Source organism: Neomegalonema sp., from assembly GCF_028688855.1.
GTDB lineage: Bacteria > Pseudomonadota > Alphaproteobacteria > Rhodobacterales > Rhodobacteraceae > Neomegalonema.
Genome location: NZ_JAQTXI010000003.1, coordinates 46,763 through 65,455 on the forward strand (window position 1 = coordinate 46,763; position 18,693 = coordinate 65,455).

At 68.5% G+C, this 18,693-nt stretch carries 16 protein-coding genes; 9 read left to right on the forward strand and 7 right to left on the reverse strand.

The features are described 5' to 3' along the window. The first annotated feature begins 51 nt into the window (after positions 1-51). Complete coding sequence (gene scpA / locus PHN62_RS02980) at positions 52-2,217, forward strand: methylmalonyl-CoA mutase (protein ID WP_300146092.1); 2,166 nt, start codon at positions 52-54, stop codon at positions 2,215-2,217. Positions 2,218-2,271: 54 nt separating this feature from the next. On the opposite strand, the gene PHN62_RS02985 is transcribed toward scpA, so the two are convergent. Next, entirely contained in the window at positions 2,272-2,529 is a 258-nt protein-coding gene (locus PHN62_RS02985; RefSeq protein ID WP_300146096.1) for a hypothetical protein, read from the reverse strand. Between the two features lie 105 nt (positions 2,530-2,634). On the opposite strand from PHN62_RS02985, the gene PHN62_RS02990 reads away from it, so the two are divergent. Both PHN62_RS02990 and ispH read left to right on the forward strand, forming a co-directional pair. Next, the gene (locus PHN62_RS02990) at positions 2,635-2,859 is read left to right on the forward strand and encodes a hypothetical protein (RefSeq protein ID WP_300146098.1); all 225 of its coding nucleotides are present in this window, start codon (positions 2,635-2,637) and stop codon (positions 2,857-2,859) included. Between the two features lie 123 nt (positions 2,860-2,982). Further along, positions 2,983-3,930, forward strand: coding sequence for a 4-hydroxy-3-methylbut-2-enyl diphosphate reductase (gene ispH, locus PHN62_RS02995; protein WP_300146524.1), 948 nt, complete (start codon positions 2,983-2,985; stop codon positions 3,928-3,930). Between the two features lie 58 nt (positions 3,931-3,988). On the opposite strand, the gene PHN62_RS03000 is transcribed toward ispH, so the two are convergent. After that, a complete protein-coding gene (locus PHN62_RS03000; protein ID WP_300146101.1) occupies positions 3,989-4,579 on the reverse strand; it encodes an ATP-dependent Clp protease proteolytic subunit in 591 nt (196 codons plus the stop codon). A gap of 194 nt (positions 4,580-4,773) precedes the next feature. On the opposite strand from PHN62_RS03000, the gene PHN62_RS03005 reads away from it, so the two are divergent. From PHN62_RS03005 to ychF, 4 genes are all read left to right on the forward strand, one after another. Then, entirely contained in the window at positions 4,774-5,295 is a 522-nt protein-coding gene (locus PHN62_RS03005; protein WP_300146104.1) for a CreA family protein, read from the forward strand. Positions 5,296-5,528: 233 nt separating this feature from the next. Continuing rightward, positions 5,529-6,401, forward strand: coding sequence for a formyltetrahydrofolate deformylase (gene purU, locus PHN62_RS03010; protein WP_300146107.1), 873 nt, complete (start codon positions 5,529-5,531; stop codon positions 6,399-6,401). Positions 6,402-6,494: 93 nt separating this feature from the next. Next, complete coding sequence (locus PHN62_RS03015) at positions 6,495-7,421, forward strand: DMT family transporter (protein WP_300146110.1); 927 nt, start codon at positions 6,495-6,497, stop codon at positions 7,419-7,421. A 68-nt stretch (positions 7,422-7,489) separates the two neighbouring features. After that, on the forward strand, positions 7,490-8,587 hold the full coding sequence (gene ychF / locus PHN62_RS03020; protein ID WP_300146113.1) for a redox-regulated ATPase YchF: 1,098 nt from the start codon (positions 7,490-7,492) through the stop codon (positions 8,585-8,587). A 76-nt stretch (positions 8,588-8,663) separates the two neighbouring features. Here the strand turns inward: ychF and glyS are convergent, their stop codons facing one another. Further along, positions 8,664-10,904, reverse strand: a complete 2,241-nt coding sequence (gene glyS / locus PHN62_RS03025) for a glycine--tRNA ligase subunit beta (RefSeq protein WP_300146116.1) — start codon at positions 10,902-10,904, stop codon at positions 8,664-8,666. A 41-nt stretch (positions 10,905-10,945) separates the two neighbouring features. After that, on the reverse strand, positions 10,946-11,872 hold the full coding sequence (locus PHN62_RS03030; RefSeq protein ID WP_300146119.1) for a glycine--tRNA ligase subunit alpha: 927 nt from the start codon (positions 11,870-11,872) through the stop codon (positions 10,946-10,948). A 240-nt stretch (positions 11,873-12,112) separates the two neighbouring features. On the opposite strand from PHN62_RS03030, the gene PHN62_RS03035 reads away from it, so the two are divergent. Beyond that, a complete protein-coding gene (locus PHN62_RS03035) occupies positions 12,113-12,289 on the forward strand; it encodes a Flp family type IVb pilin (protein WP_300146122.1) in 177 nt (58 codons plus the stop codon). Here PHN62_RS03035 and PHN62_RS03040 read toward each other — a convergent pair whose 3' ends face one another. From PHN62_RS03040 to glyA, 3 genes are all read right to left on the reverse strand, one after another. After that, positions 12,290-13,303 carry a quinoprotein relay system zinc metallohydrolase 1 gene (locus PHN62_RS03040; protein WP_300146126.1) on the reverse strand — a complete coding sequence of 338 codons (1,014 nt, stop codon included), beginning with the start codon at positions 13,301-13,303 and terminating at the stop codon, positions 12,290-12,292. Next, entirely contained in the window at positions 13,300-14,112 is an 813-nt protein-coding gene (locus PHN62_RS03045; RefSeq protein ID WP_300146129.1) for a quinoprotein dehydrogenase-associated SoxYZ-like carrier, read from the reverse strand. Before PHN62_RS03045 ends, PHN62_RS03040 begins: the two co-directional genes overlap by 4 nt. A gap of 158 nt (positions 14,113-14,270) precedes the next feature. Next, positions 14,271-15,560: a serine hydroxymethyltransferase gene (glyA, locus tag PHN62_RS03050; protein ID WP_300146132.1), complete on the reverse strand. Its 1,290-nt coding sequence runs from the start codon at positions 15,558-15,560 to the stop codon at positions 14,271-14,273. Between the two features lie 458 nt (positions 15,561-16,018). Between glyA and PHN62_RS03055 the strand changes: the two genes are divergently transcribed. Beyond that, on the forward strand, positions 16,019-18,664 hold the full coding sequence (locus PHN62_RS03055; RefSeq protein WP_300146135.1) for a peptidoglycan-binding protein: 2,646 nt from the start codon (positions 16,019-16,021) through the stop codon (positions 18,662-18,664). The last annotated feature ends 29 nt before the right edge of the window (positions 18,665-18,693 follow it).

The following is an 18,693-nucleotide window of genomic DNA, read 5'->3' on the forward strand; positions in this document are numbered from 1 at the left end:
GACGCAACATTTTTGCATCCGTAATCTTCGTTCGATGGAGAGCGCCGCGCCATGACCTCCAAAACGCCTGATTCCGCGGCCCCGAAACTCGGGGATTGGGAGCGTCTCGCTCAGAAGGAGCTCCGGGATCGTCCCCTCTCCGACCTCACGGTGGAGACTCCGGAAGGGATCGCCGTCAAGCCGCTCTACACGGCGGAGGATCTCGAGGGAATCGCCCATCTGGACGGCTTGCCGGGCTTTTTCCCCTTCACGCGCGGCGTCCGCGCGACGATGTACGCCGGGCGGCCCTGGACGATCCGGCAATATGCGGGCTTCTCGACGGCCGAGGAATCCAACGCCTTCTACCGGCGCAACCTCGCGGGCGGGCAGAAGGGCCTTTCGGTCGCCTTCGACCTCGCGACCCATCGCGGCTATGATTCGGATCATCCGCGCGTGGTGGGCGACGTCGGCAAGGCGGGCGTGGCCATCGATTCGGTCGAGGACATGAAGATCCTCTTCGACGGGATTCCGCTCAAGGAGATGTCGGTCTCGATGACCATGAACGGCGCGGTGATTCCGATCCTCGCGAACTTCATCGTCGCGGGCCAGGAGCAGGGCGCCTCCACGGCGGATCTCAGCGGCACCATCCAGAACGACATCCTCAAGGAGTTCATGGTCCGCAACACCTACATCTATCCGCCCGAGCCCTCGATGCGGATCATCGCGGACATCATCGCCTACACCGCGTCCGAGATGCCGAAGTTCAACTCCATCTCGATCTCCGGCTACCACATGCAGGAGGCGGGTTCGACCCTCGCCCAGGAGCTGGGCTACACCCTCGCCGACGGCATGGAATATGTGCGCGCCGCTCAGGCCAAGGGCCTCGACGTGGATGAATTCGCGGGGCGTCTGTCCTTCTTCTTCGCCATCGGCATGAATTTCTTCATGGAGGCCGCCAAGCTGCGCGCCGCCCGGACCATCTGGGCCGACATCATGAAGGGCTTCGGCGCCAAGAAGCAGAGCAGCCTGATGCTGCGCACCCATTGCCAGACCTCGGGCGTCAGCCTTCAGGAGCAGGATCCCTACAACAACGTCGTCCGCACCGCCTACGAGGCCATGTCGGCGGCGCTCGGCGGCACGCAGTCGCTGCACACCAACGCGCTTGACGAGGCCATCGCGCTGCCCACCGACTTCTCGGCGCGCATCGCCCGCAACACGCAGCTCATCCTGCAGAACGAGACCGGCGTCTGCGACGTCGTGGATCCGCTGGCGGGCAGCTATTACGTCGAGAGCCTGACGAACGAGCTCATCAAGGAGGCGCGCAAGCTCATCGACGAGGTCGAGGCCATGGGCGGCATGACCAAGGCCGTGGCCTCGGGCCTGCCCAAGCTGCGCATCGAGGAGGCCGCCGCCCGGCGTCAGGCCCGCGTGGACCGCGGCGAGGAAGTCATCGTCGGCGTGAACAAGTTCCGTCCGCCGAAGGAAGACCCCATCGAGATCCTCGAGGTGGACAACGCCAAGGTGCGCGTGGCCCAGATCGCCCGCCTGGAGAAGATCCGCTCCACCCGCGACGAGGCCGTCTGCCAGAAGGCGCTGGACGATCTCGAAGAGGTGGCGCGTTCGGGGAAGGGCAATCTGCTCGCGGCCGCCGTCGAGGCCGCCCGCGCCCGCGCCAGCGTCGGCGAGATCAGCTATTATCTGGAGAAGGTCTTCGGACGTCATCGGGCGGAGGTGCGCACCTTGTCGGGAGTCTACGGAGCGGCCTACGAGGGCGACGCCGATTACGCCGCCATCCAGAAGGAGATCGCCGATTTCGCCGAGGTCGAGGGCCGTCGTCCGCGCATGATGGTGGTCAAGATGGGCCAGGACGGCCATGACCGCGGCGCCAAGGTGATCGCCACCGCCTTCGCCGACATCGGATTCGACGTCGACGTGGGGCCGCTCTTCCAGACGCCCGAAGAGGCCGCTCAGGACGCCATCGACAACGACGTGCATGTGGTGGGCGTCTCTTCGCTGGCGGCGGGACACAAGACCCTGGCTCCGGCGCTGATCAAGGCGCTGAAGGATCAGGGCGCCGAAGAGGTTCTGGTGGTCTGCGGCGGCGTGATTCCGCAGCAGGACTACGATTATCTGCGCTCGGCGGGCGTGGCGGGGATCTTCGGCCCCGGCACCTCGATTCCCGACGCCGCCCGCGAGGTGCTGCGGCTCCTGCGCGCGCGTCACGACAAGGCCGCCTGAGTCCTTTCGGCGGCGACGGAGCGACGAACGGCCCCGCGAGGGGCCGTTTTCGATTCAGCGCGGCAGCTTGAAGCGGATGGTCAGGGAGGCGCCCTTGCCCTTGAGAGGCTGCGAGAGGATCACGTCTCCGAGGCGCTGCTCCTGCTGGAGCACGTCGCAGCAGACGGGCATGCGGTGGTCCGGGCCGGGATAATCGCCGAGCGCCCGATGCAGCTCGCCCGCGTTCAGATCCACATAGGGCGCGCGCCGCGCGGTCGCTTCGGCCAGCCTGCGGTCTCTTTCGCGCCGGAAGTCGTCTTTCGTCAGGGCCATGGGTTCCTCGCGTTGCGGGCTGATTCGAGCTTGAGGAATCAGATTGCGTCCGGCGGCGCTTCTCCGCAAGCTTCGGGCGTCCATGGTCTGCGGAGGGCGGCGAAGATGACGATTCTGGGCGGCCTGGTTCTGGCGATGGGCGCGGGGATTCTGGTTCTCCTGCTGCGGCGGGAGATCGACCGTCGGGACCTCCATGGCGTCGCGGAGACCGGAGGCGGCCTGCGCGCCCTCGCGGACGCCGGAGTCCGGGCCTTGCTGCGGCGTCTGGGCTGGTTCTGCGTGGTGGCGGGAATCGCCCTGATCCTGCTGGACCGGGCCATGTCCGGCTGAGGCGGCGCGTCGCATCCTCCGGCGGCAAGGCTTCTTTAGCAAGAATCCGGCTTGTCTTGGCCTCGGCCTCGGCCTCTGATAGGCAAGGCGCGATCAAGTCGGAGAGCCGCCGCCATGAACCTCATGACCAAGCCCCCCCTCAAACTCTATCTCGCCGCGCCGCGCGGATTCTGCGCAGGCGTCGACCGCGCCGTGCGCATCGTCGAGATGGCCATCGAGAAATGGGGCGCGCCGGTCTATGTGCGTCACGAGATCGTCCACAACAAGTTCGTGGTGGACGGCCTGCGCGCCAAGGGCGCCATCTTCGTCGAGGAGCTGGAGGAATGCCCCGACGACCGTCCGGTGGTGTTCTCGGCGCATGGGGTGCCGAAATCCGTGCCCGCCGAGGCCGCCCGCCGCGAGATGATCGCCGTGGACGCCACCTGTCCTCTGGTGTCCAAGGTCCATATCGAGATGACGCGCCATCACGCCGAGGGCCGCCACATCTATCTGATCGGCCATGCGGGACATATCGAGGTGGTGGGCTCGATGGGTCAGCTTCCGCCCGGCGCCGTGACTCTGGTGGACACCCCCGCCGACGTGGCGGCTCTGCCCGAGCCCGCCGACCGCGCGAAGCTGGCCTTCGCCACCCAGACGACCCTTTCCGTGGACGACGCCGCCGCCACCATCGACGCCCTGCGCGCCCGCTTCCCCGAGATCGCCGGGCCTCATCGCGAGGACGTCTGTTACGCCACGACCAATCGTCAGGCGGCGGTGAAGGCCGTGGCGCCGAAGATCCAGGCCCTGATCGTGATCGGGGCGCCGAACTCCTCGAATTCGCTGCGTCTGGTGGAGGTGGGGCGTCGGGCGGGCTGCGCCTACGCCCAGCTGGCGCCGCGCGCCTCGGACATCGACTGGCGCGCTCTGGAGGGCGTGACCTCCGTGGGCGTGACCGCCGGCGCCAGCGCCCCCGAGGAGCTGGTCAACGAGGTCATCGACGCCTTCCGCGCCCGCTACGAGGTCGAGGTGGAGATGGTCGAGACCGCCCGCGAGGACGTCGAATTCAAGACGCCCCGGATCCTGAGAATCTGAACGAGAAAAGGGCGCGGCTTCGGCCGCGCCCCCCGCCTCGGGCTCGAAGCCGGAAGCCTCAGCTCTTCTTGGGCAGCTCGTCCGAGCTGCGGATCACCGAGCCCACGAGGCCGTAATCGAGGGCCTCCTGGGTGGTCAGCCAGAAGTCGCGCTGGGTGTCCTTGCGGATGCGCTCGACGGTCTGGCCGGTGGCTTCGGCGAAGACCTTCTCCAGACGCTCCTGCATGTAGAGCATCTGCTGGGCCTGGATGTAGATGTCCGAGACCTGACCGCCCACGCCGCCGCTCGGTTGATGGAGCAGGAAGCGGGTGTTGGGCAGGCAGAAGCGGTTCTTCTTCTCGGCGGCGACGAAGATCAGCGCGCCCGCGCTCGCCACCCAGCCCGAGCCGATGGCCCGCACTTCCGGTTTGATGAACTTGATCACGTCGTGGATCATGTCGCCGGATTCGACGTGCCCGCCGGGCGAGCTGACGAAGAGGTTGATCGGCTTGTCGTTATCCTCGGCCAGAGCCAGAAGCTGGGCCACAACGCCGCGCGCGAGCTTGTCGTCGATCTGGCCGGTGATCAGCACGTTGCGGCTCTTGAACAGAAGCTCGGCGGCGGCTTTCGCGGCGGCGGGCTCTTCGGATTTCTTCTCGTCTTCGGCCATGGGGAGTCCTTCTCCTCGGGGATGCGGCCTGAGGGCCGCATGCGGTTCTCGCGTCCGATCTCGGCCGCGTCAAGGCGCGCTTGCGCAGGAGGCGCGCTTTTCGGGGTCGCGCAGGGGCCTTTCGCGGAGCGGAAGGACGCCCTATCTCTGAGGCGGCCGGATCCTGCGGCCAGATCCTTCGAGAGGCTCCGTCGATGACGTCTCCCCTTCGCCGCCGCTCCGCCGCCCTGCTCGGGGCCCTGGGCCTGAGCCTCGGGTTTTCCGCCGCGCCCGCCTCCGCCGAGCAGATCGGCGAGGTGACCACGGTTTTCAAGCTGCTCGGGGCCAATCACCGCATCGTGGTCGAGGCCTTCGACGATCCCAAGGTGGAGGGCGTGGCCTGTTTCCTCTCCCGCGCCCGGACAGGCGGCATCAAGGGCTCGCTCGGGCTGGCCGAAGACACCTCGGACGCCTCCGTGGCCTGCCGTCAGGTGGGGCCGATCAGCTACAAGGAGCGGCTGAACGCGGGCGAGGAAGTGTTCCAGGCGCGCAGCTCGATCCTCTTCAAGACGATCCAGGTGGTGCGCTTCTATGACCCCAAGCGCAGGACGCTGGTCTATCTGGTCTATTCGGACAAGGTGATCGAGGGCTCGCCCAAGAACGCGATTTCGGCGGTGGCCGTCCAGCCCTGGGGCGCCGAGGGGCTGGAGCCCGATCCGCCCGAATATCGCGACTGAGGCGCAAACCCCCGGAATCCGGAGAAAAACCGGGATCCGGACGCGGCCGCCCGAATTTCGGGATGTTTCGACAAGATACAGGTGGTAAACCCGCGCGGAACCTTGAGCGTTTTCCAGCGAAGCCGCCTCGGCTTCGCGTCGCGAAAACGCGACCACAAAGAAGTTGGAGCGTTCGACCGATCCAGAAGGATCGGGAGACGCTCCTGAGTCCTGCCGGGAAAGCTCGCCGCATCATGTCTGAGACCGTCTCTTCGGAGCCCACGCATATCCTGACCCTCTCCTGCGCCGACCGCCCCGGCATCGTGGCGCGCGTGGCGGGCGAGATCGCGGCTTTCGGCGGCAACATCGCCGAGAGCGCGCAGTTCTGGGACCGGGGGCCGAACCGCTTCTTCATGCGCATCGCCTTCATCTCGCCCAAGGGCGTGGACCGCGACGCGATCCTGGCGCGGCTCGCGCCCGCCGCCGAGGAGTTCGGTCTGGATCTTCAGGTGACGGATCTGGCGCGCCCGCCGCGGATTCTCATCCTCGTCTCGAAATTCGACCACTGCCTCGAGCATCTGCTCTATCAGATCCGGGTGGGCTGGCTGAAGGCCGAGGTGGCGGGCATCGTCTCGAACCACGAGGACGCCGCGATCATCGCCGTGCGGGCGGGTCTGCCCTTCCATCACTGGCCGGTGAACAAGGCCACGAAGGCGCGTCAGGAAGGCCTGATCGAGGGCCTGATCGAGGCCGAGAATCCCGATCTCATCGTGCTGGCGCGCTACATGCAGGTGATGTCCAACGAGTTTTCGGCCCGGCATTTCGGCAAGGCCATCAACATCCATCACAGCTTCCTGCCGAGCTTCAAGGGGGCCAGGCCCTATCACCAGGCTCATGAGCGCGGCGTGAAGCTGATCGGCGCCACGGCCCATTACGTCACCGCCGAACTCGACGAAGGCCCGATCATCGAGCAGGAGACCGAGCGCGTCGGCCACGCCCAGAGCCCCGAAGACCTCGTGGCCACCGGGCGCGACATCGAATCCCGGGTGCTGGCGCGGGCGGTGAAGCTGCATCTGGAGCGCCGCGTGTTGCTCAACGGACGCAAGACCGTCGTCTTCCGCGACTGACCTCTTTCCCGCTCCGGCTTTCCGGTCCATGAGGGGGCGCGCCGTCCGTTTCGCGGCTTCGCGCCCCTCTTCATTTTCCGGATTCCTCACGCCATGAATTACGCCCGCGCCGTCTGGCTGCGCCTTCTGGCGACGGTCCTGTTCGCCCTGATGGCGCTTTGCATCCGCAAGGCGGCTCTGGATGGGGCGGCGGTCGGCCAGACGGTCTTCTGGCGCAGCTTCATGGCGATTCCGCCGATCCTGCTCTACATGGCCTGGCGGCGCAGCCTGCCGCGCGCGCTCAAGACGAGCAACGCCTACGGCCACGCCCTGCGCAGCGGATTCGGCTGCGTCTCGATGTTCCTGGGCTTCACGGCTCTGGCGCATCTGCCGCTGACGCTCGCCACGGCCATGAGCTTCCTTGCGCCGCTGATGTCGGTTCCGGCGGCGATGGTCCTGCTCGGCGAGAAGCCGAGGGCCTCGGTGGTGGCGCTGACGGCTCTGGGCTTCGGCGGCGTGGCGCTGATCCTGCTCGCGCCCGCGCCGGAGGCGGGGTTCTCGCCGGTCGAGACGCCGCAGGGCCTGCTGATCGGCGTGCTGGCGGGCCTGGCGGGCGCGGGATTCACCGTGCTGGCCATGATCCAGGTGCGCGATCTGACCCGCACCGAAAGCCCCTCGACCATCGCCTTCTATTTCTCGGTCTTCTGCGCTCTGGCGGGGGCGGCGACCTTTCTGCGGGGCGACTGGCCGAGCTTTCAGGGCGCGACGCTCTGGTGGCTGATGGCGGCGGGAATCCTCGGCGGCATGGCCCAGATCTCCATGACGGAGGCTCTGGCGCGGGCGCCGGTCTCGGCTCTGGCGGCCTTCGAATATGTCGCGATGGTCTGGGCTCTGGGCTTCGACGTCTTCATCTTCGGCCAGGTTCCCGGCTGGATGAAGCTGTCCGGAGCGGCGGTCATCGTGGCGGCGGCGGCGAGCGCGGGGGCGCTCAACGCCAGAGCCCGCGCCGGAGCCGTCGATTCCAGCGGCCGCACCCATTAGCCCGACTCATTGACTTTCGCGCCGCCCCTTGCGAGAGAACCCCATCTTTTCAGCCAGAGGAGCCGCCCGTGGGCTTTCAGACCGGCATCGTGGGCCTGCCCAACGTGGGCAAGTCCACGCTGTTCAACGCCTTGACCCGCACCGCCGCGGCTCAGGCGGCGAATTACCCCTTCTGCACCATCGAACCCAATGTGGGCGAAGTCTCGGTGCCCGACGCCCGGCTCGCGCCTCTGGCGCAGATCGCGGGCTCGGCGCAGATCCTGCCCGCGCGGCTCGGCTTCGTGGACATCGCGGGTCTGGTCAAGGGCGCCTCGCGCGGCGAGGGCCTCGGCAACCAGTTCCTCGCCAACATCCGCGAGGTGGACGCGGTCGCCCATGTGGTCCGCTGCTTCGAGGACGGCGACGTCACCCATGTCGAGGGCCGCGTCGATCCCATCGCCGACATCGAGATCATCGAGACGGAGCTGATGCTCGCCGATCTGGAGAGCGTCGAGAAGCGCCTCGCGCCGCTCCAGAAGAAGGCCAGGGCGGGCGGCGACAAGGAAGCCGCGCTCGCGGCGGATCTGCTGGAGCGCGTGCGCGTGCTGCTGGCCGACGGCGAGCCCGCCCGCAAGCTCGAAGTCTCCAACGAGGAGCGCAAGGCCTTCGAGATGCTGCAGCTGCTGACCTCGAAGCCGGTGGTCTACGTCTGCAACGTCGAGGAGGCCAACGCCCGCGACGGCAACGCCCATTCCGCCAAAGTCTTCGAGCGCGCCAGGGCCGAAGGCGCCGCCTGCGTGGTGATCTCGGCGGCCATCGAGGCGGAGATCTCCCAGCTTGAAGACGAGGAGCGCGCCATGTTCCTCGACGAGATGAAGCTGGAGGAGCCCGGCCTCGACCGTCTGATCCGCGCGGGCTACGGCCTGCTCGGGCTGATCACCTATTTCACTGTGGGGCCGAAGGAGACCCGCGCCTGGACCATCCATAAAGGCTGGAAGGGGCCTCAGGCGGCGGGCGTGATCCATACGGATTTCGAGAAGGGCTTCATCCGGGCCGAAACCATCGCCTACGCCGACTTCATCGCCAGCAAGGGCGAGGCGGGCGCCAAGGAAGCCGGAAAGATGCGGCTCGAAGGCAAGGAATACGTCGTGCAGGACGGCGACGTCATGCATTTCCGCTTCGCCTGAGGGCGGGCCTCCGGCGAGGAATGAAGAAGGGGAGGGCGCGAGCCCTCCCCTTCGGCGTTTCAGCCCGCTCGGGAGATCACCCCTCCAGAGCGTCGAAGTCGGCGGCCTCCAGCATGAGCGCCCGCAGACGGCTCAGCAGCCGCAGGCGGTTGCGCCGCAGGGCCGGGTCCTCGGCGTTGACGGTCACGTCGCGGAAGAAGTCGTCGAGCGGCTCGCGCAGGCGGGTCATGGCCATGAGCGCCCCCTGGAAGTCCTCGCGCTTGAGCGCGAGCTGCGCCTGAGCCTCGACCACGTTGGCGGCTTCGTGGAGCGCCTTCTCGGCCACGAGCTGGAAGAGCGCCGGATCCGGATGCCGCGAGAAGTCGACGCTCTCCTTGCGCTCTTCGGCGCGCAGGATGTTGGCCGCCCGCTTGTAGGCCGCCAGCAGATTCTGCGAATCCGACTGCGCGAGGAATTCGGTCAGCATGCGGGCCTGGATCATCGCCAGAGCCGGGTCTCGCGCCGAGCCCTGGTTCAGCACCGCCGAGACCACGTCGTGACGGAAGCCCATCTCGTCGCGCATCAGCGCGGTGAGCCGGTCGGTGAAGAAGCTCATGAGGTCATGGGAGAGCGCGAGGGACTTCTCCTTCCAGCCCCGGGCCAGCACCCCCAGCGACTTGTCGCGGTCGAGGTCGGCGGCGGCCATGGCGGCGTTCTCGTCGCCTTCGTAGAGCCGGTCCAGCACGCGCACCGAGAGATTGCGCCGCACCGCGCCCTCGGCGCCGCGCTCGCTCTGCTCGACATGCTGACGGGCGCGCTCGGCGAGGAAGTAATGGCGTTCGGCCAGCTCCTCGAGGTCGGCGCGGCGGGCGTTCTCCATCATGATGCGCAGGATGCCCACCGCCGCGCGCCGCAGTCCGAAGGGGTCCTTCGAGCCGGTCGGCTTCTCGTCGATGGTCCAGAAGCAGACGAGCAGATCCAGACGATCCGCCACGGCCACGGCGGCGGCGGCGGCGCTGCGGGGCGTGCCGTCCTGAGCCCCGACCGGGCGGTAATGCTCCTCGATGGCCTCGGCGACCTGGGGATCCTCTCCGGCGGCCTCGGCGTAGCGGCGGCCCATGCGGCCCTGAAGCTCGGGAAATTCGCCGACCATGTCCGTCACGAGATCGGCCTTGGCCAGCAGCGCGGCGCGGTCGACGATCTCGGGATCGGCGCCGAAGGCCTCGCCCACCTCGGCCGAGAGCGCCCGCAGACGCGCCACCCGGTCGCCCTGGGCGCCGAGGCGCGCGTGGAAGACGATGTGGTTCAGCCGCTCCAGACGGGCGTCGAGCGGCGTGGCGAGGTCGTTCTCCCAGAAGAAGCGGGCGTCCGAGAGCCGGGCGCGCAGCACGCGCTCATAGCCCGCGAGCATCCTGGCGCCGCCGTCCTGAGGCCGCAGGTTGGCCGCCGCCACGAAGCCCGAGATCTTCTCTTCGCCCGGCTTGCGCAGCGAGAAATATTTCTGATGCTCGCGCATGGAGGTCTGGAGCACTTCGGCGGGCAGCTCCTGGAACTCCGGATCGACGGCCCCCACCAGCGGATTGGGCCATTCGACGAGGCCGGTGACCTCCTCCATCAGGGCCTCGTCGGGGAGCATCTCCAGCCCGGAGCTCGCGAGCCGGGCGGCGATCTGGTCGGTCAGATACTTGCGCCGGGCGTCCTGGTCGAGCACCACGAAGGCGCGCGCCAGCTTCTCGACGTAATCCTCGGGGCCGGTCACCTCGATGGGGGCGGGGGCGTGGACGCGATGGCCCCAGGTCGTCCTTCCGCAGGGGACGTTCTCGACCTCGACCGGCACGACCTGCGCCGCGCCCTTCTCGCCGAAGAGGCAGATGATCGAGCGCAAGGGCCGCACCCAGCGCAGCGTCCCCGAGCCCCAGCGCATGGATTTGGGCCAGGGAAAGCCCTGGATCACCCGCGGCACGATCTCCCGGAGCGCCTCGGCGGTCGCGCGGCCCGGCTTGCGCCGCACGGCGAAATAGACCGCGCCGCGCTCGTCGGGCCGGACCTCCAGCTCGTCGAGGGTCAGGCCGGTGCTGCGCAGGAAGCCTTCGATGGCGGCGTCCGGGGCGTCCACGCGGGGTCCCTTGCGCTCCTCGACCTGGGCGGCGGTCTCGGCGGGCAGGCCGAAGGCCGCCAGAGCCAGGCGGCGCGGCGTCGAGAAGGCCCGCGCCACGCGCCATTCGAGGCCGGCGGCTTTCAGCTCGGCCTCCATCAGGCGATGCAGATCCTCGCGGGCGCGCTTTTGCATGCGGGCCGGGATCTCTTCGGAGAGCAGTTCGAGCAGAAGGTCGGGCATGGGGGGCGTCCTCGGGAAGCCGGCCTAAGGGGGAAGGGCGGTCAGACGGCTTCGTCCGCGCCTTGGGGCGTGCGCAGATAGGCGTCGGCGCAGGCCTTGGCCAGCGCGCGAACCCTCGCGATGTAGGCTTGGCGCTCGGTGACCGAGATCACCCCGCGCGCGTCGAGCAGATTGAACACATGGCTGGCCTTGATGCACTGGTCGTAGGCCGGATGGGCCATGACGATGGAGCCCTCCTCCTGCGAGGCGGCGAGGATGCGTCCGCATTCGGCCTCGGCGTCGAGGAAATGCTGGAAGAGCATGTCGGTGTCGGCGATCTCGAAGTTCCAGCGGGAGTATTCGCGCTCGGTCTGGTGGAAGACGTCGCCGTATTTCAGCGGAACGGGCGAATCGGGCGAATTGAACGGCAGGTCGTAGACGTTCTCGACGCCGAAGACATACATGGCGAGACGCTCCAGACCATAGGTCAGCTCTCCCGAGACGGGCCGGCAGTCATGGCCTCCCACCTGTTGAAAATAGGTGTATTGCGAGACCTCCATGCCGTCGCACCAGACCTCCCAGCCGAGGCCCCAGGCGCCGAGCGTGGGGCTCTCCCAGTCGTCCTCGACGAAGCGCACGTCATGCACGGAGGGGTCGAGCCCGATGGCCCGCAGAGAGCCGAGATACTGCTCCTGCAGGTCGGGAGGGCTCGGCTTGAGGATCACCTGATACTGGTAGTAATGCTGCAGACGGTTGGGGTTCTCGCCGTAGCGGCCGTCCTTGGGCCGCCGCGAGGGCTGGACGTAGGCCGCCGCCCAGGGGCGCGCGCCGAGCGAACGCAGCGTGGTCGCCGGATGGAAGGTGCCCGCCCCGACCTCCATGTCGTAGGGCTGGAGGATGGCGCATCCCCGGCTCGCCCAGTAGCGCGACAGCGTGAGGATGAGATCCTGGAAGCAGCGCGGCGGCGCGTTCACGGGGGCGTTCGGCATGGTCCGTCTCTCCAAAGCGGCTCCGGAAGACCTGAACGGGGGCCTCCGGGCGCGCGGAAAGCTACCTTCAGGCCGAAGTCCGGTCAATCGCGCAAGGGGGGGGCGCGAAGGATCCGGCTCGATGACAAATCGTTCATAATGTTTCTTAAAAGACCCTCAACGGAATTGGGGGAAATTCGCGGGGCGGACTTGTGCGAGTCGGGTCATGAGGGTGGAAATATGGGGAATATCCGGGAGTTCATGCGAAGCGCCAGAGGCGCCACCTCCATCGAATACGGCCTGATCGCCTCCATGATGACCATCGTGGCGATCGTGGCGGGCGCGGCGCTCAGCGGCGCCATGCACGACATGTATCAGCATGGTATTCTGGACAAGGTCAACGGCGCCGGTTCGTCGTCTTCGGGCGGCGTTCCCTGATCAGCCGCCTGACGGAGCCTCCGCGAGGATCTCCTCCTCGAGCCGCGTCCGCAGATGCACGACGGAGCGTTCGAACTCCGTCCGGGCCACGCCGAGCGCCGCGAAGCGCGCGGGAATTGGAGTCGCCATGGCCTCGTTCATGGTGAGGCCCCGCGCGACGCTCTCGCGCAGCGTCCCTTCGAGCCAGTCCAGCCAGTCGAGGGTCTGCTCCAGAGAGGCGCCCGCCGGATCGACGGGGCCATGTCCGGGCAGCAGGGACTCCCGCTCCATCCGCCGCAGCGCCGCCAGAGAAGCGCGCCAGGCGGGCAGGTCGGCGTTGGGCGTGGTGGGCGCCCGGTCGAGGAAGGCGAGGTCTCCCGCGAAGACGAGGCCCGTCTCCTCGTCGCGGACGACGAGGTCGCAGGCGGTGTGCCCCTTCAGTTCGGTCAGCGTGAAGACCCGCCCGCCGATCTCCTCGCGGGAGGCGTTGAGGGCCCGTCCCGGCGGCGTGGGGACCGTGCCGCGCATCCAGTCGCCGAGGATCCGGTACATGTTGGCCGCCAGAGCCTCGCCCTGGGCCGTCATGGCCTCGATCACCGCCTGAGGGGCCGCAAGGGCCTCGCGCGGAAAGGCCTGGTTGCCGAAGACGTGGTCCGGATGATGATGCGTGTTGTAGACGCGCAGGATCCGCTTGCCGGGCAGCCTGTCGGCGACGAGCTGGGCGAGCGCCTCGCCGTAACGCTTCGAGGGGCCGGTGTCGATCACCACCACCCCGTCGGGAGTCTGGATGAAGGCCGCGTTGGCGATGGCGCCGCCGTTGGCGCGGGTCAGATCCTCCTGAGCGCCGTAGACGCACCAGGTGCGGGCGGCGATCTCCACGGCCTCCAGCCGGTAGCTCCGGGGCGCGGCGTGGGACTGCGCCCGGAGCGGCCCGATCCCCGCGAAGGCCGCCAGGGCCGCCGCTCCGCCGAGCAGGGCGCGGCGATTCACGCCGCTCTCCTGCGTGTCCTCCGTGGCCTCCGGGGCGGGGCTCAATTCACGGCCTCCCCGGGCAGGGGGATCGAGAAGGCGAAGCGGTTGCCCTCGCTGTCGCGCGCCGCCACGGAGACCGCCGCTCCGCCGACCGAAGGCCGGGTCAGCAGATTGAAGGTCGGATCCTCGCTGATCGGGGCGGAGATCTCCAGCCCGGCCAGCTCCTCGCCGGACTCGAGCGTGAGGCTCAGCTCGCCCAGATGGAAGATGGGCACGCCGGCGGCGAAGCCCGTATCCATCGGATGACGCATCCGGAAGGAGAGGCGGGTCTCTCCGGCGTCGCTGCGGCTGGCCAGAGCCCGCGCCTCGCCGAGCGTGGACATCCAGTCCTTCTGGCCATGAGCCGCGGCGGGCGCCGAACAGCCTCCGCCCGCGGCGTCGATCACGGCGGCGGCGACCCTCCAGATTCCATCCGCGCCCCGCACGCCCACCCGCACCGGCGTCGTCTGCTCGACCTTGATCCGCAGCCCGAGGAAGGGCTCGGCCTTCTCGCCGGGCCGGAAGGTGACCGCATGGATGATCGGATTGAGATCCGCCGCGACCACCATCTCCTCGATGGGGCCGATCTCGGCGGCCAGCGCGCGGGCGTCGATGGTGACGGGGACGTGGAACTGGTCTTCGGCGGCGGCGGGCAGACTCAGCTTCACGCGCGGATCGAAGACGATCTCTCCGGGGAAATTCTCCTCGGCGACCAGCTCCCACATCCCGGATTTCAGCGGATCGGGCGGGATCTCCTGCGCCGAGGCCGGCGCGGCCGAGAGCGCGGCGAACGCGAGAACCGCGCCGAGCGCGGGGGGGCGGATGCGGAGCATGGCTTTCCTCCCGGAAGCAGGCGCGCCGGGCGGTCGTCGCCTTCATATGCGCCGAAGTCATAAGGAGGGAGGATAACCGAGGAAGAGGGGCGAGGTCGAACCCGTCTTTGGTCGTGCGGCGCGCCGCCCCGCGCAGAGGGCGGCGCGCGCTCGCGGGATCAGTAGAGCGGGAAGCGCGCGCAGAGGGCGAGGACCTTCTCCTTCACCTCGGCCTCGACCTCTCCGTTGGCCTCGGCGCCGTTGGCCGCGAGCCCGTCCACCACCTCGACGATGAGGCGTCCGATCTCGCGGAACTCCTCTTCGCGGAATCCGCGCGTGGTGCCCGCCGGAGACCCGAGCCGAACGCCCGAGGTGACGGTGGGCGGCGCGGGGTCGAAGGGCACGCCGTTCTTGTTGCAGGTGATGTGCGCGCGGCCGAGCGCCTTCTCGGCGTCGACGCCCGTGACGCCCTTGGGCCTCAGGTCGACGAGCATCAGATGCGTGTCGGTGCCGCCGGTGACGATGGCCAGTCCGCCCTTGAGCAGTTCGTCGGCCAGCGCCTGCGCGTTGGCGACCACCTGCCGGGCGTAGGCCTTGAAGCTCGGATCCAGCGCCTCCCTGAAGGCGACCGCCTTGGCGGCGATGACGTGCATCAGCGGGCCGCCCTGGAGTCCGGGGAAGACGGCGCTGTTGATCTTCTTGTGGATCTCTTCGGAATTGGTCAGCACCATGCCGCCGCGCGGCCCGCGGAGGGTCTTGTGGGTGGTGGTGGTGACCACGTCGGCGTAGTCCACCGGATTGGGATGGACGCCGCCCGCGACGAGCCCGGCGAAATGGGCCATGTCCACATGAAGGACCGCGCCAACCGAATCAGCGATTTCGCGGAACTTCTTAAAGTCGATCTCCCTGGGGATCGCCGAGCCGCCTGCGAGAATCAGCTTCGGCTTGTGTTCTGAGGCCAGAGCGGCGACCTGATCGTAATCGATCAGGGAATCCTGTTTTCGCACGCCGTACTGTATCGCTTTGAACCACTTTCCCGATTGGTTCGCACGCGCTCCATGGGTGAGATGGCCGCCCGACGGCAGCTCCATGCCCAGGAACGGGTCATCGGGCTTGAGCAGCGCCATGAAGACCGCTTGATTCGCCTGGGCGCCCGAATGGGGCTGGACGTTGGCGAATCGAGCCCCGAAGAGGGCCTTGGCCCGCTCGATGGCGAGAGTCTCCGCGACGTCCACGAATCCGCATCCGCCGTAATAGCGGCGTCCGGGGTATCCTTCGGCGTATTTATTCGTAAGTACAGAGCCTTGCGCCTCCATCACCGCCCTGGAGACGATGTTCTCGGAAGCGATCAGTTCGATCTCCTCGCGCTGACGGCGCAATTCGCCGGAGACGGCGCCCGCGATCTCGGGATCGGCCTCCGCGAGGGAATCCGAAAAGAAGCCCTGAGGGCGAATGGGATCTAGCGTCATGAAAATCCTCCCGGATTCCGCATCTAGGAACATCGGGGGGCGGCTTCCGCCCGAAGGCGCCCCCCTCAACGAGGCTCTTCTCTATAAGGGGAGGGGTCCGCCCGTCCAGAGAGGCTTGACGCAGGACCTGCGCGCGCCGAAAACAGGGAGGCTTCCGGAAGGATTCGGGCGGATCGTTGATCGGGCGCCACAGTTTTGGTTCGTTAACGACGATTGTGCCTTTTTTGAATGAATTCGAGAAGCGGCTATGCTAACCAATCTCCTGCGCTTCCGCATAGGCGTTTCAGGACGCTGGGGAGCGGGTAGGGCGCTTGTTCTCAGGACGTCAGTCCTCGGGCAAGAAGGACGTCGACTGGAACAAGGTTTGCTAAGGTTCGGTCCGATGAGGACGCGTCGGCGCAGACCGGCGGGCCCTCGACACGGGATGAGCGCGAAGGCGATAAAAGTGGAGAGATGCAATGAAGCGTAAGAGCCTGCTTTTGACGAGCAGCTGCTTGGTGGTCGCTGGCGCGGCGACCAGCGCGCTGGTGTCGGCGGCTTCGGCCGACGGCTACGGCGCTCAGATCTACGCGGCGGACGCTGCGGCCCAGGCCGCCTACGCGGCTCAGGCCGGCGCGGCCTACGCGGTCCAGTCCGGCCAGGCCGGCTACGCCGCCCAGCCCGTCTACGGCGCGACCACCACCTCGGCGGCCGGCTACGCCTCCGCCCCGGTTCAGGGCGCGCTCAGCGCCTCGGCCGCCGCCGCGGCCTTCGGCGGCGCCTATCCGCCGAACGCGGCCCCCGGCCGTTGCTACGCCCGCGTCGTGATCCCGGCCCAGTACCGCACGGTCACCGAGAACGTCGTGGCCTCCGAAGCCTCCGAGACGATCGAAGTCGTTCCGGCGACCTACAAGACGGTCACCGAGACCGTGGTCGTGCAGGAAGCCGCCGAGTCCCTCGAGGTCGTTCCGGCGACCTACCGCACCGTCTCCGAGACCGTCGTGGTCGAGGACGAGGGCGAGACGCTGGAAGTGATCCCGGCGACCTACCGCTCCGTCTCCGAGACCGTCGTGGTCGAGGAAGCCGCCGAGCAGCTGCGCGTCGTCCCGGCCCAGTTCCGCGCCGGCCAGCAGCAGATCGTCGTCGAGCCCGCCTACGAGGTGCTTGAGGCCGTTCCCGCCACCTTCCAGACCCTCCAGCAGGAAGTGGTCGTCGAGGACGGTTACGAGACCCTCCAGGTCGTTCCCCCGACCTTCCGCACCGTGCAGGAGACCGTGGTCGTCGAGCCCGCCTACGAGCAGGTCCAGATCGTCCCGCCGACCTTCCGCACCGCCGCCCAGGAGCTGGTCGTCGAGCCCGCCTACGAGACCCTCGAGGTGATCCCGGCCTCCTACCGCACCGTCGAGCAGCAGGTCGTGGTCGAAGAGGCCTCCGAGACCCTGCAGGTCGTTCCGGCCACCTACCGCAGCGTCGCCGTCGCCGGCGCCCCTGACGAAGCGGCCGAGCAGCTTCAGGTCGTCCCGGCCACCTACCGCACCGTGACCGAGCAGGTCCTGGTCCAGGCCGAGGGCGAGCAGCACCAGGTCGTCCCGGCTCAGTACGAGACCGTGTCCGACCGCGTGCTGGTCCGCGAGGCCTACACCACCTGGAAGCGCGGCGAGAACCCGATCGCGATCATCGACGCCATGGGCGGCGAGATCACCGGCGCCTCCATCAAGGAGACGAAGTCGCTCTCCACCGGCGAGATCCTCTGCCTGGTCGAAGTTCCGGCCCAGTATGAGACCGTCACCCGCCGCATCGTCCGCACCCCGGCCTCCGTGCAGGTCGTGCGCACCCCGGCCCAGTACACGACGATCACCCGTCGCGTGGTGGACACCCCGGCCTCCGTGCAGCGCGTCGGCGGCTACACCACCGGCGGCAACGTCGTCGTGGACGTCAACGGCAACGTGATCCCGGGCGCCGTGGGCGTCAGCCCCGAGGGCTTCGCTCTCGCGGCCGACGGCCAGGTCTTCCGTGACAGCGCCGGCAACCCGGTCCGCGGTCAGCTCCGCTCCGCCGGCGGCGGCGCGGCCAGCCAGGGCTACACCCGTCGCGTGGTGGACACCCCGGCCTCCGTGCAGCGCGTGGCCATCCCGGCCAAGACCCAGACGATCCAGATCCGCGTGGTCGACCGTCCGGCTGAAGTCCGTCGCGTGACGGTCCCGGCCAAGTCGCAGACCGTGCAGATCCGCGTCGTGGACCGTCCGTCCTCGCAGCAGGTCGTCGTGGTTCCGGCCAAGACCGCCACCATCACCCGCCGCGTCGTCGAGACCCCGGCTCAGGTGCAGCGCATCGCCGTCCCGGCCAAGACCCAGACCATCCAGGTCCGTCAGGTCGCGACCCCGGCCGGCGCCCGCGCCGTCACGGTTCCCGCCAAGACCCAGACCGTCGCCACCCGCGAGCTCGCGGCCCCGGCGAGCGTCGAGCGTCTCGGCGTCGGCGGCGGCTACGGCGGCGGCAACGTCGTCGTGGACGTCAACGGCAACGTGATCCCGGGCGCCGTGGGCGTCAGCCCCGAGGGCTTCGCTCTCGCGGCCGACGGTCAGGTCTTCCGTGACAGCGCCGGCAACCCGGTCCGTGGTCAGGTCCGCTCCACCGGCGCCGGCGGCGGCGCCCGCACCGCGACGATCACCCGTCGCGTCGTGGACACCCCGGCTCAGGTTCGCCGCGTGGCGATCCCGGCCAAGACCGCGACCATCACCCGTCGCGTCGTGGACCGTCCGGCCGAGGTTCGCCGCGTGGCGGTCCAGGGCCAGAGCCAGTCCGTGCCGGTCCGCGTCGTCGATCGTCCCGCCGACATCCGTCGCGTGCCGGTCGCGGCCGACGTCCGCACCATCACGCGCAACGTGCTGGTCGCGGAAGAGTCGCTGCAGTGGAAGGAAGTTCTCTGCGAGACCAACGCCTCGCCCGAGATCATCCGCCGCCTGCAGCAGGCTCTCCAGGAGCGCGGCTTCTACCAGGGCCCGCTGGACGGCGTCTATGGTCCGGCCACCACCTCGGCGGTCACCCGCTTCCAGCAGTCCGCTGGCGAGGGCACCGGCGGTCTGACCATCGACACGCTGTCGGCTCTGGGCCTGCGCCTCTGATCCGGTCTGCGATCTGATCTCCGAATCTT

Coding starts and splice junctions, on each gene's coding strand:
- PHN62_RS03030 (WP_300146119.1), bottom strand. CDS start 11,872: ATGCCGAACGCCCCCGTGAACGCGCCGCCGCGCTGCTTCCAGGATCTC.
- PHN62_RS02985 (WP_300146096.1), bottom strand. CDS start 2,529: ATGGCCCTGACGAAAGACGACTTCCGGCGCGAAAGAGACCGCAGGCTG.
- PHN62_RS03045 (WP_300146129.1), bottom strand. CDS start 14,112: ATGCTCCGCATCCGCCCCCCCGCGCTCGGCGCGGTTCTCGCGTTCGCC.
- glyS (WP_300146116.1), bottom strand. CDS start 10,904: ATGCCCGACCTTCTGCTCGAACTGCTCTCCGAAGAGATCCCGGCCCGC.
- glyA (WP_300146132.1), bottom strand. CDS start 15,560: ATGACGCTAGATCCCATTCGCCCTCAGGGCTTCTTTTCGGATTCCCTC.
- scpA (WP_300146092.1), top strand. CDS start 52: ATGACCTCCAAAACGCCTGATTCCGCGGCCCCGAAACTCGGGGATTGG.
- purU (WP_300146107.1), top strand. CDS start 5,529: ATGTCTGAGACCGTCTCTTCGGAGCCCACGCATATCCTGACCCTCTCC.
- PHN62_RS03000 (WP_300146101.1), bottom strand. CDS start 4,579: ATGGCCGAAGACGAGAAGAAATCCGAAGAGCCCGCCGCCGCGAAAGCC.
- PHN62_RS03035 (WP_300146122.1), top strand. CDS start 12,113: ATGCGAAGCGCCAGAGGCGCCACCTCCATCGAATACGGCCTGATCGCC.
- ispH (WP_300146524.1), top strand. CDS start 2,983: ATGACCAAGCCCCCCCTCAAACTCTATCTCGCCGCGCCGCGCGGATTC.
- PHN62_RS03055 (WP_300146135.1), top strand. CDS start 16,019: ATGAAGCGTAAGAGCCTGCTTTTGACGAGCAGCTGCTTGGTGGTCGCT.
- PHN62_RS03015 (WP_300146110.1), top strand. CDS start 6,495: ATGAATTACGCCCGCGCCGTCTGGCTGCGCCTTCTGGCGACGGTCCTG.
- PHN62_RS03005 (WP_300146104.1), top strand. CDS start 4,774: ATGACGTCTCCCCTTCGCCGCCGCTCCGCCGCCCTGCTCGGGGCCCTG.
- PHN62_RS02990 (WP_300146098.1), top strand. CDS start 2,635: ATGACGATTCTGGGCGGCCTGGTTCTGGCGATGGGCGCGGGGATTCTG.